Annotated in this window: 15 protein-coding genes; 8 read left to right on the top strand and 7 right to left on the bottom strand. The window is 67.3% G+C overall.

The window, feature by feature from the left end; all coding sequences use genetic code 11:
• Positions 1-34: 34 nt before the first annotated feature.
• The 3 genes from ACFWUR_RS11040 to ACFWUR_RS11050 all read left to right on the top strand — a co-directional run bounded on the left by ACFWUR_RS11040 (position 35) and on the right by ACFWUR_RS11050 (position 1812).
• The gene (locus ACFWUR_RS11040; RefSeq protein WP_378905360.1) at positions 35-1039 is read left to right on the top strand and encodes a LysR family transcriptional regulator; all 1005 of its coding nucleotides are present in this window, start codon (positions 35-37) and stop codon (positions 1037-1039) included.
• A 99-nt stretch (positions 1040-1138) separates the two neighbouring features.
• A complete protein-coding gene (locus tag ACFWUR_RS11045; protein WP_378905363.1) occupies positions 1139-1420 on the top strand; it encodes an ArsR/SmtB family transcription factor in 282 nt (93 codons plus the stop codon).
• The gene (locus ACFWUR_RS11050; RefSeq protein WP_378905791.1) at positions 1420-1812 is read left to right on the top strand and encodes a VOC family protein; all 393 of its coding nucleotides are present in this window, start codon (positions 1420-1422) and stop codon (positions 1810-1812) included. The genes ACFWUR_RS11045 and ACFWUR_RS11050 overlap by 1 nt, the downstream gene beginning before the upstream one ends.
• Before the next feature lie 51 nt (positions 1813-1863).
• Here ACFWUR_RS11050 and yaaA read toward each other — a convergent pair whose 3' ends face one another.
• From yaaA to ehuB, 5 genes are all read right to left on the bottom strand, one after another.
• On the bottom strand, positions 1864-2607 hold the full coding sequence (gene yaaA / locus ACFWUR_RS11055) for a peroxide stress protein YaaA (protein ID WP_378905366.1): 744 nt from the start codon (positions 2605-2607) through the stop codon (positions 1864-1866).
• A gap of 87 nt (positions 2608-2694) precedes the next feature.
• Positions 2695-3450, bottom strand: coding sequence for an ectoine/hydroxyectoine ABC transporter ATP-binding protein EhuA (gene ehuA, locus ACFWUR_RS11060; protein ID WP_378905369.1), 756 nt, complete (start codon positions 3448-3450; stop codon positions 2695-2697).
• Positions 3451-3454: 4 nt separating this feature from the next.
• Positions 3455-4102 (bottom strand): ectoine/hydroxyectoine ABC transporter permease subunit EhuD, encoded by a 648-nt coding sequence (gene ehuD / locus ACFWUR_RS11065; protein WP_378905372.1) that lies wholly within the window; start codon positions 4100-4102, stop codon positions 3455-3457.
• The gene (ehuC, locus tag ACFWUR_RS11070) at positions 4099-4821 is read right to left on the bottom strand and encodes an ectoine/hydroxyectoine ABC transporter permease subunit EhuC (RefSeq protein WP_378905375.1); all 723 of its coding nucleotides are present in this window, start codon (positions 4819-4821) and stop codon (positions 4099-4101) included. Before ehuC ends, ehuD begins: the two co-directional genes overlap by 4 nt.
• Positions 4822-4861: 40 nt before the next feature.
• Positions 4862-5749 (bottom strand): ectoine/hydroxyectoine ABC transporter substrate-binding protein EhuB, encoded by an 888-nt coding sequence (gene ehuB / locus ACFWUR_RS11075; RefSeq protein WP_378905378.1) that lies wholly within the window; start codon positions 5747-5749, stop codon positions 4862-4864.
• Between the two features lie 258 nt (positions 5750-6007).
• Between ehuB and ACFWUR_RS11080 the strand changes: the two genes are divergently transcribed.
• Entirely contained in the window at positions 6008-7756 is a 1749-nt protein-coding gene (locus ACFWUR_RS11080) for a proline--tRNA ligase (RefSeq protein WP_378905381.1), read from the top strand.
• A 255-nt stretch (positions 7757-8011) separates the two neighbouring features.
• Entirely contained in the window at positions 8012-9763 is a 1752-nt protein-coding gene (locus tag ACFWUR_RS11085; RefSeq protein WP_378905384.1) for an acyl-CoA dehydrogenase family protein, read from the top strand.
• Between the two features lie 138 nt (positions 9764-9901).
• Here ACFWUR_RS11085 and ACFWUR_RS11090 read toward each other — a convergent pair whose 3' ends face one another.
• Together ACFWUR_RS11090 and ACFWUR_RS11095 are read right to left on the bottom strand one after the other, a co-directional pair.
• Positions 9902-10333: a ferritin-like domain-containing protein gene (locus ACFWUR_RS11090; protein ID WP_378905387.1), complete on the bottom strand. Its 432-nt coding sequence runs from the start codon at positions 10331-10333 to the stop codon at positions 9902-9904.
• Positions 10330-10884: a hypothetical protein gene (locus ACFWUR_RS11095; RefSeq protein ID WP_378905390.1), complete on the bottom strand. Its 555-nt coding sequence runs from the start codon at positions 10882-10884 to the stop codon at positions 10330-10332. Before ACFWUR_RS11095 ends, ACFWUR_RS11090 begins: the two co-directional genes overlap by 4 nt.
• Before the next feature lie 363 nt (positions 10885-11247).
• On the opposite strand from ACFWUR_RS11095, the gene rimP reads away from it, so the two are divergent.
• From rimP to ACFWUR_RS11110, 3 genes are all read left to right on the top strand, one after another.
• The gene (gene rimP / locus ACFWUR_RS11100) at positions 11248-11877 is read left to right on the top strand and encodes a ribosome maturation factor RimP (RefSeq protein WP_378905393.1); all 630 of its coding nucleotides are present in this window, start codon (positions 11248-11250) and stop codon (positions 11875-11877) included.
• Positions 11874-12902, top strand: coding sequence for a transcription termination factor NusA (nusA, locus tag ACFWUR_RS11105; RefSeq protein ID WP_378905396.1), 1029 nt, complete (start codon positions 11874-11876; stop codon positions 12900-12902). Before rimP ends, nusA begins: the two co-directional genes overlap by 4 nt.
• A gap of 70 nt (positions 12903-12972) precedes the next feature.
• Positions 12973-13284, top strand: coding sequence for a YlxR family protein (locus ACFWUR_RS11110; protein WP_378905399.1), 312 nt, complete (start codon positions 12973-12975; stop codon positions 13282-13284).
• Positions 13285-13375 lie beyond the last annotated feature (91 nt).

Consider the following 13375-nt stretch of genomic DNA (forward strand, 5'->3'; position numbering starts at 1 on the left):
TCGATGACATCTCCTGGCCAATAGACTGGCCTATATGAGACATAGGTCAGCCGATGGGTCGATGGATCTGGTGCAGTTGCGCACCTTTCTGGCCGTCTTCCGCACCGGCTCACTCACCGCGGGCGCGGCCCAGGTGGGGTTGTCGCAGCCCACCGTAACCACCCAGATCCAGGCGCTGGAACGGCACCTGGGCAGGCCGCTGTTCGAACGACTGCCGCGCGGGGTGACGCCGACCGCCGCGGGTCACGAACTCGCGGCGCGGGTCGCCGGTCCGCTGGAAGAACTGGAGTCGGTGGTCAGCGGGGCGAGTGCCGATCGTGCCGCGCCGCCCGAACCGCCGGTGTTGCTCGGCGGTCCGGCGGAAATGCTCGCCGCCAAGGTTCTGCCCGCCCTCGCCCCGTTGGTCGCCGAGGGAGTACGGATCACCGTCGCCACTGGGCTCACCGAAGATCTGCTGACGCATTTGCGTTCGGGGGCACTGGATCTGGTCTTCGCCACCTCGCGACCACGCGGACGTATCGTGCTCGCCGAACCGCTCGTGGACGAGGAGTTCCTGCTCGTGGCCGCACCGTCGGTCGCCGAGCGCATCGACATCGGTCGGCTGCGCGTCGAAGGCCCGAGCGCACTCGACGGTGTCCCGCTGGTCAGCTATGCCGCCGATCTGCCGATCCTGCGCCGCTACTGGCGTCACGTCTTCGGCACCCGCCTCGAAACCGAGCCGGCGCTGATCGTGGGCGATCTGCGCGCCGTGCTCGCGGCGGTCAGTGCCGGAGCCGGAATCAGCGTGCTCCCGCACTACCTGTGTGGCCGGGAACTGGCCGACGCAACGCTGGTCACGCTGCTCGATCCGGTCGACCCGCCGATCAACACGGGCTTTTTGGCCCGTCGAGTCGGTGCCCCGTCGCGACCGCACGTCGACCTGGTCCGTGCCCGGTTGTTGGAGGCGGCCCGAGGGTGGCGTTCGGGGTGCGGCGAGTCGATTCGTGGCGATTCGGAGCCGGGTCGATCGCCCGGCGAGTTGCCCGCCGCAACCGTCTGACCTGTGGCGAAGCGCGACAGGCGCGGAGCTCTCGCCCTTGACATGCAAGTCGGTACTTGCCTATTGTTCGACGGGAGACGCTGGAAGGGAGTGCGCACCGTGACCGACATTTTCACCGCGCTGGCGGATTCGACACGACGCGCACTCCTGGACGAACTGGCCGATCGCGACGGGCAAACCCTGTTCGAACTGTGTGCCCGCCTCGTGAGCAAACACGGCATCAGCTCCTCGCGCCAGGCCATCACCCAGCACCTCGGTGTGCTCGAGCACGTCGGACTCGTCCACACCCGTCGGCAAGGTCGATACAAGTTCCATCATGCGGACTTCGCTCCCCTGCGTGCGATGTCGCAGCGATGGCCCATCCCCCAGGAGGACACATGATCCGCATCGGAGTAACCAGCGTCTTCGTCGACGACCAAGCCAAAGCCGAGGCCTTCTACACCGACGTGCTCGGCTTCCAGGTCAAAGACAAGGTCCCCGTCGGCGAATACGACTGGCTCACCGTCGTCTCACCGGCCGACGTCGACGGCATCCAGCTCTTGCTCGAGCCCGACCAGCACCCGGCGGCCAAGGCTTACAAAACGGCACTGAGTGCCGAAGGGATCCCGGTGATCGTCTTCACCGTGGACGATATCGAGGCCGAATACCGCCGCCTCCTCGACCGCGGCGTGTACTTCACCCAGGCTCCCGCGGCGATGGGCCCGGTCACCACCGCGGTCTTCGACGACACCTGCGGCAACCTCATCCAGCTGCTCGCCCCGGTCGCAGAGTGAGTCGGGGAACCGTCATCCGCCGCCACGGGCGAGGTGGTTCGACGACACCACTCAGGTGATGATGAGAAGTTCGGTGGGGGAGGCGATTTCGGCGCGCAGACCGGCCTTGCTCGCCACCCGCGCCACCGCGCGGATATCGCCGGGTTCGGCACGGGTGAGGACCAGGGCCCGTGCCAACAGGCCCTTGTGATGCTTGTTGAAGTGGCTGACCACGGTGCGCGAGCCGTCGGGGTGTTCGGTGAGGACGTTGGCCGTGATGGCATCGGGGACCCTGCCCAGCTGCTGGTAGGTGCCCGATCGTAGGTCGATCACGAGCTCGCCCGCGGCTTCGGCGTACAGGGCGTCGGGCAGCACATCACGCCACACCGCCGACAGCGTCGGCAGCCCCGGGAGCTTGGTGCCACCGGAGAGCCGGTAGGCGGGGATGGCGTCGGCGGCGCGGACGGCGCCCAACAGCGCCGAGCCGATGCCCAGCCGTGCGTAGGCCTTGCTCCGCTGCACCTTGGTGAACGACTTCGCGTCCAGCGCGTCGTAGAGAACGCCGGTGTAGCGCTCCAGGGCAGGGCGGGTCGCCGAGGTGCGCAGGCTCGCGTTGCGGGCGATCTCCGCGTCGGCGCCTTTGCCCAGTCCGAGCACCGCGGCGGAGGCGACGGGGTTCGCCGCCAGTCGCACCACCTCGGTGATCAACTTGTCGCGGACCGCGCTGAGCTGCGGCATCGCCAGGTCGGCGAGGTCGAGCGGCGCGCCCGATCCGCCGTCGGACTTGGTTTCGGAGGGAGGCAGCAGCACCAGCACGATCGCCAACGGTAATCGCCGCCGCAATCGCCGCCTCGCCCCGCCCCGGTGCACGGGGGAGCCCCACGGTCGGGGCTCCCGCAGGGCTCAGCGCACCGCTTCCAAGAACTTGCGGGTCCGTTCATTGGTGGGAGCCTCGAAGATCTGCTCCGGTGGACCCTGTTCGATGATGCGACCGGAGTCGAACATCAGCACCCGGTCCGACACCTCGCGGGCGAAGCGCATCTCGTGGGTGACGATCAGCATGGTGATGTCGGTGGTCTCGGCGATGGTTTGTAGCACGTCGAGGACATCGCCGACCAGTTCCGGGTCGAGTGCCGAGGTCACCTCGTCGAGCAGCATGACCTTCGGGTCCATCGCACAGCAGCGCGCGATGGCCACCCGCTGCTGCTGACCACCGGACAGTTGCGAGGGATGGGCATTCGCCTTGTCCGCCAGGCCGACGACGTCGAGCAGGTGCCGAGCCCGTTCGCGCGCTTCGTCTTTCGACTTGCCGAGCACGTGAATCGGGGCCTCGGTGATGTTCTCCAGCACCGTCATGTTCGGGAACAGGTTGAACTGCTGGAACACCATGCCGATCTTGGTGCGCACCGCCCGCAGATGTTTCTCCTTGGCGGGCACCAGCTTTCCGCCGCGCTCGGTGTGGGTGAGTGGTTCACCGTCGACCCAGATCACGCCGTCGCTGATCGTCTCGAGGGTCATCAGCAGCCGCAGGATGGTGGTCTTGCCCGACCCGGACGGCCCGATCAGGGTGACCTTCTCCCCGCGGTCGACGCTGAAATCGAGGTGGTCGAGCACGACGAGGTCGCCGAAGCGTTTGACCACCTGATCGAATCGGATCATCTCGTCAGTAGTAGGCAAGTCGCTTCTCCAGTCTTCTGATCAGCACAGACGTCGGGTAGCTGGCAACGAGGAAGAACACCCCGGCCAGGGTGATCGACTCCAGGTACGCGAAGTGGCGTGCCCCGAATTGCTGTGCGGCGGTCACCAATTCGACGACCGAGATGGCGAACAAGAACGGTGTGTCCTTGAACATCGAGACAGCGTTGGTACCCAGCGCGGGCAGGCTCGCCCGGATCGCCTGCGGCAGCACCACCGCGCCCCAGGTGCGCGTGGGCGGCAACGACAGCGCGCGCGCCGCCTCCCACTGCCCCTTCGGCACCGCCTCGATCCCCGCCCGGTACACCTCGGCGAGATAGCTCGAATAGTGAATGCCCAGCACGACGATGCCGATCTGCAGCGCCGAGAACTGGGTCAGCAGGGTGTAGGCGAACAGCAACTGCACGACCAGCGGGGTGAGCCGGACGAACTCGCTCGCCGCGTGCACCGGCGCGGCGATCCAGCGCGGCATCGTCCGCCGGATCATCGCGATCGCCAGCCCGAGCGCCGCGGCGAGCGCGAAGCCGAGCACCGTGGCCAGCAGCGTGATCTGGAAGCCCTCCCACAGCACCGGCAGCGCCTCGCGGGCGCGCTCCCAACTCCATTCGGCGGTCATGAGGCCACCTTCGTGTGTGCTTCGTCGGGCGCCAGGCTGAGAACGTCCTTCAGCGATGCCCCGCGGCCCAGCTTGGTCTTGGCTCGGGTCTCGAGCAGGTTCATGCCCAGGGTGAGCAGGTAGCCGAGGACGAAGTAGATGACCAGGCCGACGCCGAAGGAGAACAGGGTGTCGCTGGTGGTCTTGCGCAGGTCACCGATCTCGTAGGTGAGGTCGTGCAGGGTGATGTAGGACGCCACCGCGGTGCCTTTGAGCAGGTGGACCAGCAAATTGGTCAGCGAGGGCAGCATCAGTGCCCATGCCTGGGGAAACAGCACTCTGCGCATCCGCTGCCACGGACTGAAATTCAGCGCGACCGCCGCCTCGAACTGGGCGCGCGGCACCGCGTTGAGCGCGCCACGCACCACCTCGGCACCGTAGGCGCCGTAGTTGAGGCCCAGCGCCAGGATGCCGCAGAACAGCGGGTCGAGCTTGTAGCCGAGTAGTGGCAGCACGTAGAACAGCCAGAAGATCTGCACCAGAAGCGAAGTGCCCCGGAAGAATTCGATCAGGACCCGGGCCGTGCCGCGCGCCGCGAGATTGCGTACGCGGGCGGTGGTGCCCAGGACGAGGGCGAGGACGAACGCGAGCAGCGCGCCGCCGATGGTCAGCTCCAGCGTGACCGCGATGCCCTCCCACAAGGAGGGAAGGGCATCGCGGACCGCGTCGAAATTGCTCATGCTGTATCCGTTCCGCATGCTGGGGTGCTCATGCGGAAGATCAGATCTCACCCTTGCACAGCTTGGCCGTGGTGTAGGCCGGGTCGGGCAACTCGCGCTCGGTGAACCCGAACTTCCCGACGATCGACAGGTACTTGTCCTTGTCCCCGGTGATCTTGGCCAGCTCGGCGTTGTAGGCGGCGAGCAGGTCGGGATCGGTGGTGCGGAACACCGTGCCACCCGCGCCGACCTGTGGCTTGCCGTCGATGACGGCGACGAACGACGGCGTCACGTCGACCGCGGCGTCGGGGGTGTGGCTCTTGAGCCAGTTCAGCGAGATCGCGGTGAGCGCGAACACGTCGGCGCGCCCGGAGGTGACCGCGTCCATGCCGTCCTGCGGGGTACCGACCTGTGTGGCCTCGATGCCGAGGGAACTGGCGTAATCGGATTCGATGGCACCGGTCATCGCGGCCATCTTCGCGCCGCTGGACTTGATCGACTGCATATCCGTCAAATTCATCGGATTACCGGGTTTCACCATCAACGCGGTGGTGTACATGAATTCCGGTTCGCTGAAAGAAGCCTGTTCACAGCGTTTCGGCAGGATCGACATCCCCGCGCTGACAGCATCGAAGCGATTGGCCTGCAAGCCGGGGATCAGGGCGCCGAACTCGGTCTGCACGCCGTCGACGGTCTCGATGCCGAGGTTGGCGAAGATCTCCTTGTGTAGGGCCACGGTGGCGCCGGTGAGCTGGCCGCCCTCCTCGAAGGAATAGGGCGCCTCACCGGCGAAACCCACGGTGATCGTGCCCTTGTCCTTCAGCGACTGCAGCAGCTCACCGCTCTCGGCGGTCTCGGTCTTGGTACATCCGGCGAGGGCCGCGGCCACCAACGCGGCACCGGCGAACACTGCTCTACAGCGCTTCGACAGGAATTTCGTCTCAGCCATTGTGACCTCTCGCAAGGGCGGCGTCACCGCCGCCGATTTCTGTTGTAGGCGTGTAATCGACTTATGGAGAAAACCTAGTCATCCAATAATTGTCAGGCGTGCTTAAGTTATCAAGTTGTTATCTGATGATTGGGGCGGTTATATAATGGGTAACCTCTTATCCCCAGTGCTGTGCGCATCAGTTTTCGGCTGGTCGGGCGGCATCGAGGAGGTAATCGGCTGTCGCCGCCCGCGGACCAGGGACTACCCTGTGCATCCGTGATCACCCGCCTCTCCCGCCTGTTCCTGCGCACCCTGCGAGACGATCCCGCCGACGCCGAGGTGCCAAGCCACAAACTGCTCGTACGCGCAGGCTATGTCCGCCGGGTCGCCCCGGGCGTGTACTCGTGGCTGCCGCTCGGCCTGCGCACGCTGCGCAAGATCGAAGACGTGGTGCGCCAGGAGATGGACGCCACCGGCGCGCAGGAGATCTCGCTGCCGGCGCTGCTGCCGCGTGAGCCCTACGAGACCACCAACCGGTGGACCGAATACGGCCCCGGCCTGTTCCGGCTCAAGGACCGCAAGGGCGGTGACTACCTGCTCGGCCCCACCCACGAGGAACTGTTCGCGCTCACCGTGAAGGGCGAGTACAACTCCTACAAGGATCTGCCGGTCACGCTGTACCAGATCCAGACCAAGTACCGCGACGAGGAACGTCCCCGCGCGGGCATCCTGCGTGGGCGCGAGTTCGTCATGAAGGACTCCTACTCCTTCGACATCGACGACGACGGCCTGTCCAACAGCTACGCCACCCACCGCAAGGCCTACCAGGCCATCTTCGAGCGGCTCGGCGTCGAGTACGTGATCGTGGCCGCGACGTCGGGTGCCATGGGCGGCAGCGCCTCCGAGGAGTTCCTCGCGGCCAGCCCGGTCGGTGAGGACACCTACGTGCGGTGCGTCGAGTCCGGGTACGCGGCCAATGTGGAAGCGGTGGTCACCCCCGCGCCCGCGGCAGTGCCCATCGAGGGCCAGGCCGCCGCGGTCGAATACGACACCCCCGACACTCCCACCATCGCGACGCTGGTCGACTGGGCCAACGAGGCGAAGGTCCTCGACCGCACCGTCACCGCCGCCGACACCTTGAAGAACGTGATGGTGAAGCTGCGCCATCCCGACGGCAAGACCGAGATCCTCGGTATCGGTGTCCCCGGTGATCGCGAGGTCGACGACAAGCGACTCGGCGCCGCCGTCGAGCCCGCCGAGGTGGAACTGCTCACCGAAGCCGACTTCGCCGCCAACCCCTTCCTGGTGAAGGGCTACATCGGCCCGAAGGGCCTGCAGGCCAACGGTGTTCGCTACCTGGTCGACCCGCGCGTCGTGGACGGCACCGCGTGGATCACCGGCGCCGACGTCAAGGGCAAGCACGTCGTCGGTCTGGTCGCGGGCCGCGACTTCACCCCCGACGGCACCATCGAGGCCGCCGAGGTTCGCGACGGCGATCCCTCGCCCGACGGCGCGGGCCCGCTGGTGTCCGCGCGCGGCATCGAGATCGGCCACATCTTCCAACTCGGCCGCAAGTACACCGACGCCTTCGACGTCGACGTACTCGGCGAGAACGGCAAGCCGGTGCGCCTCACGATGGGCTCCTACGGCATCGGCGTCTCCCGCATGGTCGCGGTGATCGCCGAACAGCAACACGACGACAAGGGCCTGCGCTGGCCCGCCGAGGTCGCCCCGTACGACGTGCACGTGGTGATCGCCAACAAGGACGCCGCCGCCCGCGACGGCGCCGAACACGTGGTCACTGGCCTGGACGCCGAAGGCCTCGAGGTGCTGTTCGACGACCGCACCGCCTCACCCGGGGTGAAGTTCAAGGACGCCGAACTGCTCGGCATGCCCTGGATCCTGGTCATCGGCCGCGGTTGGGCCGAGGGCAAGGTGGAGCTGCGCAACCGCTTCACCGGCGAAGCCGAGGAGATCGCGGCCGAAGACGCGGTGAGCGCGGTGACCGCCAAGGTTCGCGGCTGAGTCTCGTCTCCCGAATCGCGCTGTCCCACTGGATGTGGGGCAGCGCGATTGCCGTCTGTAGCACCGGGTCGGATCGGCCGGCGCGTCGTCGCGGCGCAGCTGCTCGTCGCCTGGGCGAGTCCGGAAACTTGGCCCCGGTCCGATTGTGTGAAACGACAACAAGCCGTCGGAACTTACGGCTACGTAGGCGAAAGTGCTGGTGAGGGAGTCGCGGGGTCGGCATGGCGAGTCGGCGGCGCTGATAAGTTAACGGGCATGACGAGTTCGCCCAGCCTGCTGTTCAACCCGGCCACCTACGACCCGCAGCACTTCGACGCCGAGACGCGGCGGCAGCTGTTGGCCACCATCGAGTGGTTCGAATCCAAGGGCAAGGCGCAGTTGCTGGCCGAGGACCGCGACGCGGTGTGGACCTCGGAGTTCCTCGAGTTCGTCGGCAAGGAGAAGCTGTTTGCCACCTTCCTGACGCCGGCCGCCTACGCCGACGGTGATCCGAACAAGCGCTGGGACGCGGCCCGCAACGCCGCGCTCGCGGAGATCTTCGGGTTCTACGGGCTCGCGTACTGGTACGCCGAGCAGGTCACCATCCTCGGCCTCGGCCCGATCTGGCAGAGCGACAACGAGGTCGCCAAGCGCAAGGCCGCCGCCGACCTCGACGACGGTCAGGTGATGGCGTTCGCGCTGTCGGAGCGCGACCACGGCGCCGACATCTACAACACCGACCTGATCCTCACCCCGAGCGAGCCGGGCAGCGCCGACGCCGAAGCGGGCATCCTGTTCCGGGCCAGCGGTGAGAAGTACTACATCGGCAACGGCAACGTCGCCTCGATGGTGTCGGTGTTCTCCCGACGCGGCGATGTCGAGGGCCCCGAGGGCTACGTCTGGTTCGCCGCCGACAGCCGCCACGACGACTACCACCTGATCGAGAGCGTCATCCACGGTCAGATGTATGTCAGCCACTTCCGGCTGGAGAACTACCCGGTGACCGCCGCCGACCTGCTCCATGTGGGGCCGGAGGCCTTCTCGGCCGCGCTCAACACCGTCAACGTGGGCAAGTTCAACCTCTGCCACGGTGGCATCGGCATGGTCGAGCACTCGTTCTTCGAGGCCATCACCCACGCCAACAACCGCATCCTCTACGGCAACCCGGTCACCGACTTCGCTCATGTGCGCGGCAATTTCGTCGACGCCTACGCGCGGTTGATCGCGATGAAGCTGTTCAGCGACCGCGCCGTCGACTACTTCCGCAGCGCCTCGCTCGAGGATCGCCGCTACCTGCTGTTCAACCCGATGACCAAGTCCAAGGTCACCTCCGAGGCAGAGGTCGCGATGACCCTGCTGCTGGATGTGCTGGCGGCCAAGGGATTCGAGAAGGCCACCTACTTCGCACAGGCCTCGCGCTACATCAACCACCTGCCGCGCCTCGAGGGCACCGTGCACGTGAACGTGGGCCAGATCCTGAAGTTCATGCCGAACTACCTGCTCAACCCGAAGGAATACCCGGCGATCGGCACCGACCTCGCACCCGGCGACCAGCCGTTCTTCTGGCAGCAGGGTCCGGCGCGCGGCGCGGGCAAGGTGCAGTTCGCCGACTGGACCCCCGCCTACGAGCAGGCATCCGAGGTCCCGAATGTCGGCCGGTTCTACGAGCAGGCCCAAGCGCTGCGCAGCCTGCTGCTCACCGCGGCTCCCGATGCGGACCAGCAGAAGGACCTGGACTTCATGCTGACCATCGGCCACCTGTTCTCCACGGTGGTCTACGGGCAGCTGATTCTCGAGCAGGCCGACCTCACCGGGCTCGACCGCGATGTGCTCGATCAGATCTTCGACTTCCAGATCCGCGACTTCAACACCCAGGCCGCGGCACTGCTCGGCAAGCCGTCGGTCACCGAGGCCCAGCGTGCCTGGGCGATCGGGGCGCTGCGCAGCCCGGTCGCCGACGCCGAGCGTTTCGATCGGGTGTGGCAGCAGGTGGAGGCCTACGACGGTGCGTACGCGATGCGTCCGTAGTCGCCGCCGCGGTTGCGGGTAGGTCGCTGATCTACCCGCAACCGTGCCCGAACCGTCGCAGCGTCATGTGTGGACCCGGTCGGCGCGGGGCGCCATCGGTTCGGCGGGCTCGGCTTCGCCGTGAGCTCTGATCGGTGCCTACGCCCGCCCCGGGAAGGCGACGGTGACCGGGACCGATCCCAGGATCGTCTGCCAGCGAGCGCGGCGGACGGCGGCTTCGGTGAGAGCTTCGGTCGCGGTGGCGCGCACCGATGCGTCGGTCGCGTTCTCGACCACCGCGTACCACGCCGCGGCGCAATCGGACTCGACGCTCACCGCCAGATGAGCCGCCGGGATCGGGTCGTCGACCGGGGCGGGCGGGGTATAGGCGGCGGCGGGGGCGTCCGGCTCCGTGCCGTCGGCTTCCAGCAGCTCGATCGTGGCGTCGCGGCGTGCGCGGTGCGCGGCGCTGAACTCGGCGACCAGGCGGGACCGGTCGGCATTGGCGTACGCGGCGATCAGGCCGTAGGAGTAGACGGCGGCGTACTCGGCATCGAGTGCGTTCTGCAACGTCTTTCGCTGTTCGGTCATGTCAGCAGAACTCCTGCCTGGGTGGCGCAGGCCGCACTGATCGACGCGAGAAGTCCCGCGCGATAGCCGGATTCGGTGCGAGCCAGGGCGGCGGCGGACTGTTGGGAACGGACCAGCTGAGCACGCAACTGCGCGACGGTGGTCGGTTGCGCTGCCGCGGCCTCGACCTCCGCGGCGGGCAGCGAGGCACCGTCGGGTCCGGGCACGGTCAGGGCGGCGGTGCGATGCACGGGGGTGGTGCCGTCACCGTAAACGCCTATCACCCGGTCGATTTCGGTGCGAAGAGCGGCGGCGTGGGCGGTGCGTTCGGTGGCGACAGTGCTCAGCGCGGCGTTCGACTGTGGTGCCAGCGCGATCGCCGCTGTCGCGGCGGCTGCGTCGGCACGGGCCAGAACCTCCTGCGCGGCAAGAGGATCCGGCGCGTGCACGGTATCGTCCTCGGCGCAGGCGGCCAACGCGGACACCGCGGGAAGCCCGACAGCGCTCGCGCCGACGAGCCGAAGCAGTGTGCGGCGAGGCCATGTCGGCGCGGACGGTGAAAGCTGCTGCACCGGTGTGGAATGCGGCACTGTGGCTGATGGGTCGGTGGGGTTCGCGCCGGTGAGACCCGGCGTCGACCCGGCGAGATGGGCGATGGCAGGCTCGACCCGCGTGTGAGGGGGTTCGTGCCGGTCGGAGCGCATGCCGGAAGGTCGCCCGGCTCTCGGCGGGACGGTATGGCGGTGGGGCACGCGCACCATCGTGCCAGATCTCGCGCGGGTAGTTCACGCGCGTGGCGACACACCTCGGGCACGCCGAGCCGGACCGGTGCGCGGCGCTCAACGCCCGGTCCTTTACACTCTCTGAGCGCGTTACGCTAGACCTTCGGCGTAGATATTTCCGATCGCGTCACAACTGAACCAGGAGCCGCCCATATGCCGATGCCCACCGAGGAAAGGGTGAGCCAGCTAGTCGCTGAGCTCGTTGCACGCCGGGGATTCGACCTCGAGGGCGTCGCGATCGTGGCTGCGGGCAACGGCGAGCTGGCTCCGGTTCGGGTGAAGGTCACCGTCGACAGCGACGGCCCCGCGAACCTGGACGCCATCGCCGCGATCAGTCGCGAGATGTCCGAACTTCTCGATGCCGCAGGCGATTTCGGCGATTCCGCTTACCTGCTCGAAGTGACGACACCCGGTGTGGAGCGCCCGCTCACCACCGAACGGCACTGGCGGCGGGCACAGGGTCGCAAGGTCCGCGTCAAGCTGGCCGACGGCGCCGAGCGGATCGAGGGCAAGGCCCGGTTCGACGCGCGCGTCGGCCAACTCGCCGACGACGCGACCATCGCACTCGTGCTCGGCGGCAAGGCGAAGCCGCACCGCGTTCACGTGCCGGTCGCCGATATCGCCGAAGCTGTCGTCCAGGTCGAATTCAACGCACCGGGCGCCGCCGAACTCGAACTCGCGGGCGGCATCGCGCCGGGCCGCCCGGTACCGGGCGAAGAGCCCGCCGACCTCGCCGCGCCAGGACACCACCTAGACACTCCCACCGAAGGGGTTGCGGAATGAACATTGAAATCGAAGCCTTGCGGGCGATCGTCGCCGACAAAGGCATCTCGATCGAGACCGTGATCTCGGCGATCGAGTCGGCGCTGCTCACCGCCTACCGACACACCGACGGCCACGAGGCCAACGCGCGCATCGACATCAACCAGAAGACCGGTGTGGTGCGGGTGATGGCGCGCGAACTCGACGCCGACGGCAACCTCGTCTCCGAATGGGACGACACGCCGGAGGGTTTCGGCCGCATCGCCGCGACCACCGCCCGCCAGGTGGTGCTGCAGCGGCTGCGCGACGCCGAGAACGAGAAGTCCTTCGGCGACTTCGCCACCCACGAGGGCGAGATCGTCGGCGGTGTGGTCCAGCGCGACGCCAGGGCCAATGCCCGCGGCATCGTGGTGGTGCGCATCGGCAGCGAGGCCAACGGCGCCGAGGGACTGATCCCGCCCGCCGAACAGGTGCCGGGGGAGACCTACGAGCACGGTGACCGGATCAAGTGCTACGTCTACGGCGTCTCGCGTGGCCCGCGTGGCCCGCAGATCCAGCTCTCGCGCACCCACCCGAACCTGGTGCGGCGGCTGTTCTCGCTCGAGGTGCCCGAGATCGCCGACGGGTCCGTCGAGATCGTCGCGGTGGCGCGCGAGTCGGGGCACCGCTCCAAGATCGCCGTGCAGTCCACCGTGCAGGGCGTGAACGCCAAGGGCGCGTGCATCGGCCCGATGGGCCAGCGCGTGCGCAACGTGATGAGCGAACTGGCGGGCGAGAAGATCGATATCATCGACTACGCCGAGGATCCGGCGACCTTCGTCGGCAATGCGCTCTCGCCGTCGAAGGTGGTATCGGTCACTGTCGTCGATCCCGACGCCAGGGCGGCACGGGTGATCGTGCCCGACTTCCAGCTCTCCCTCGCCATCGGCAAGGAGGGCCAGAATGCCCGTCTGGCCGCCCGTCTGACGGGTTGGCGCATCGATATCCGCAGCGACGCGGCTCCGGAACCGGACGACTCCGTCCGGCCGGAAGCGCACCGTAGTTGATTCCGGGCACGTCGAATTCCCGCCTGCGGATGACATGTTCGTAACTTCCGAAGGGGAGGGGTTCGTCGTTATGACCGGGTCACCGGTAGAGTGGGTACAGGACCGGCCCGCGCAATCCGTTCGCACCTGTATCGGATGCCGTCAGCGCGAGTCGTCCGCCGACCTGTTGCGGGTCGTGGCGCAGCATCGGAACTCCGATGTCGCGATTGTTCCCGATCCGCGGCGCAGACTTCCCGGACGGGGTGCCTGGTTGCACCCCGTTTCAGCTTGTTTGCGTTCCGCAGAGCGGCGCCGAGCATTCGGCAGAGCCCTACGAGTGTCCGGAAATCTGGATATCTCAGCCCTGGAGCAGTACCTCGAGAACAGGCACGAGCACTCATGAGCACACCGTGAAGCACCAACGATGAACGTCCGTCGGAGATAACCCGAGGTCGTGCGGGCCCGCCTTACCTAGGCGGCGTCACTGCTCGACC

Origin of the sequence: Nocardia sp. NPDC058633 (assembly GCF_042717045.1) — a bacterium.
Lineage (GTDB): Bacteria > Actinomycetota > Actinomycetes > Mycobacteriales > Mycobacteriaceae > Nocardia.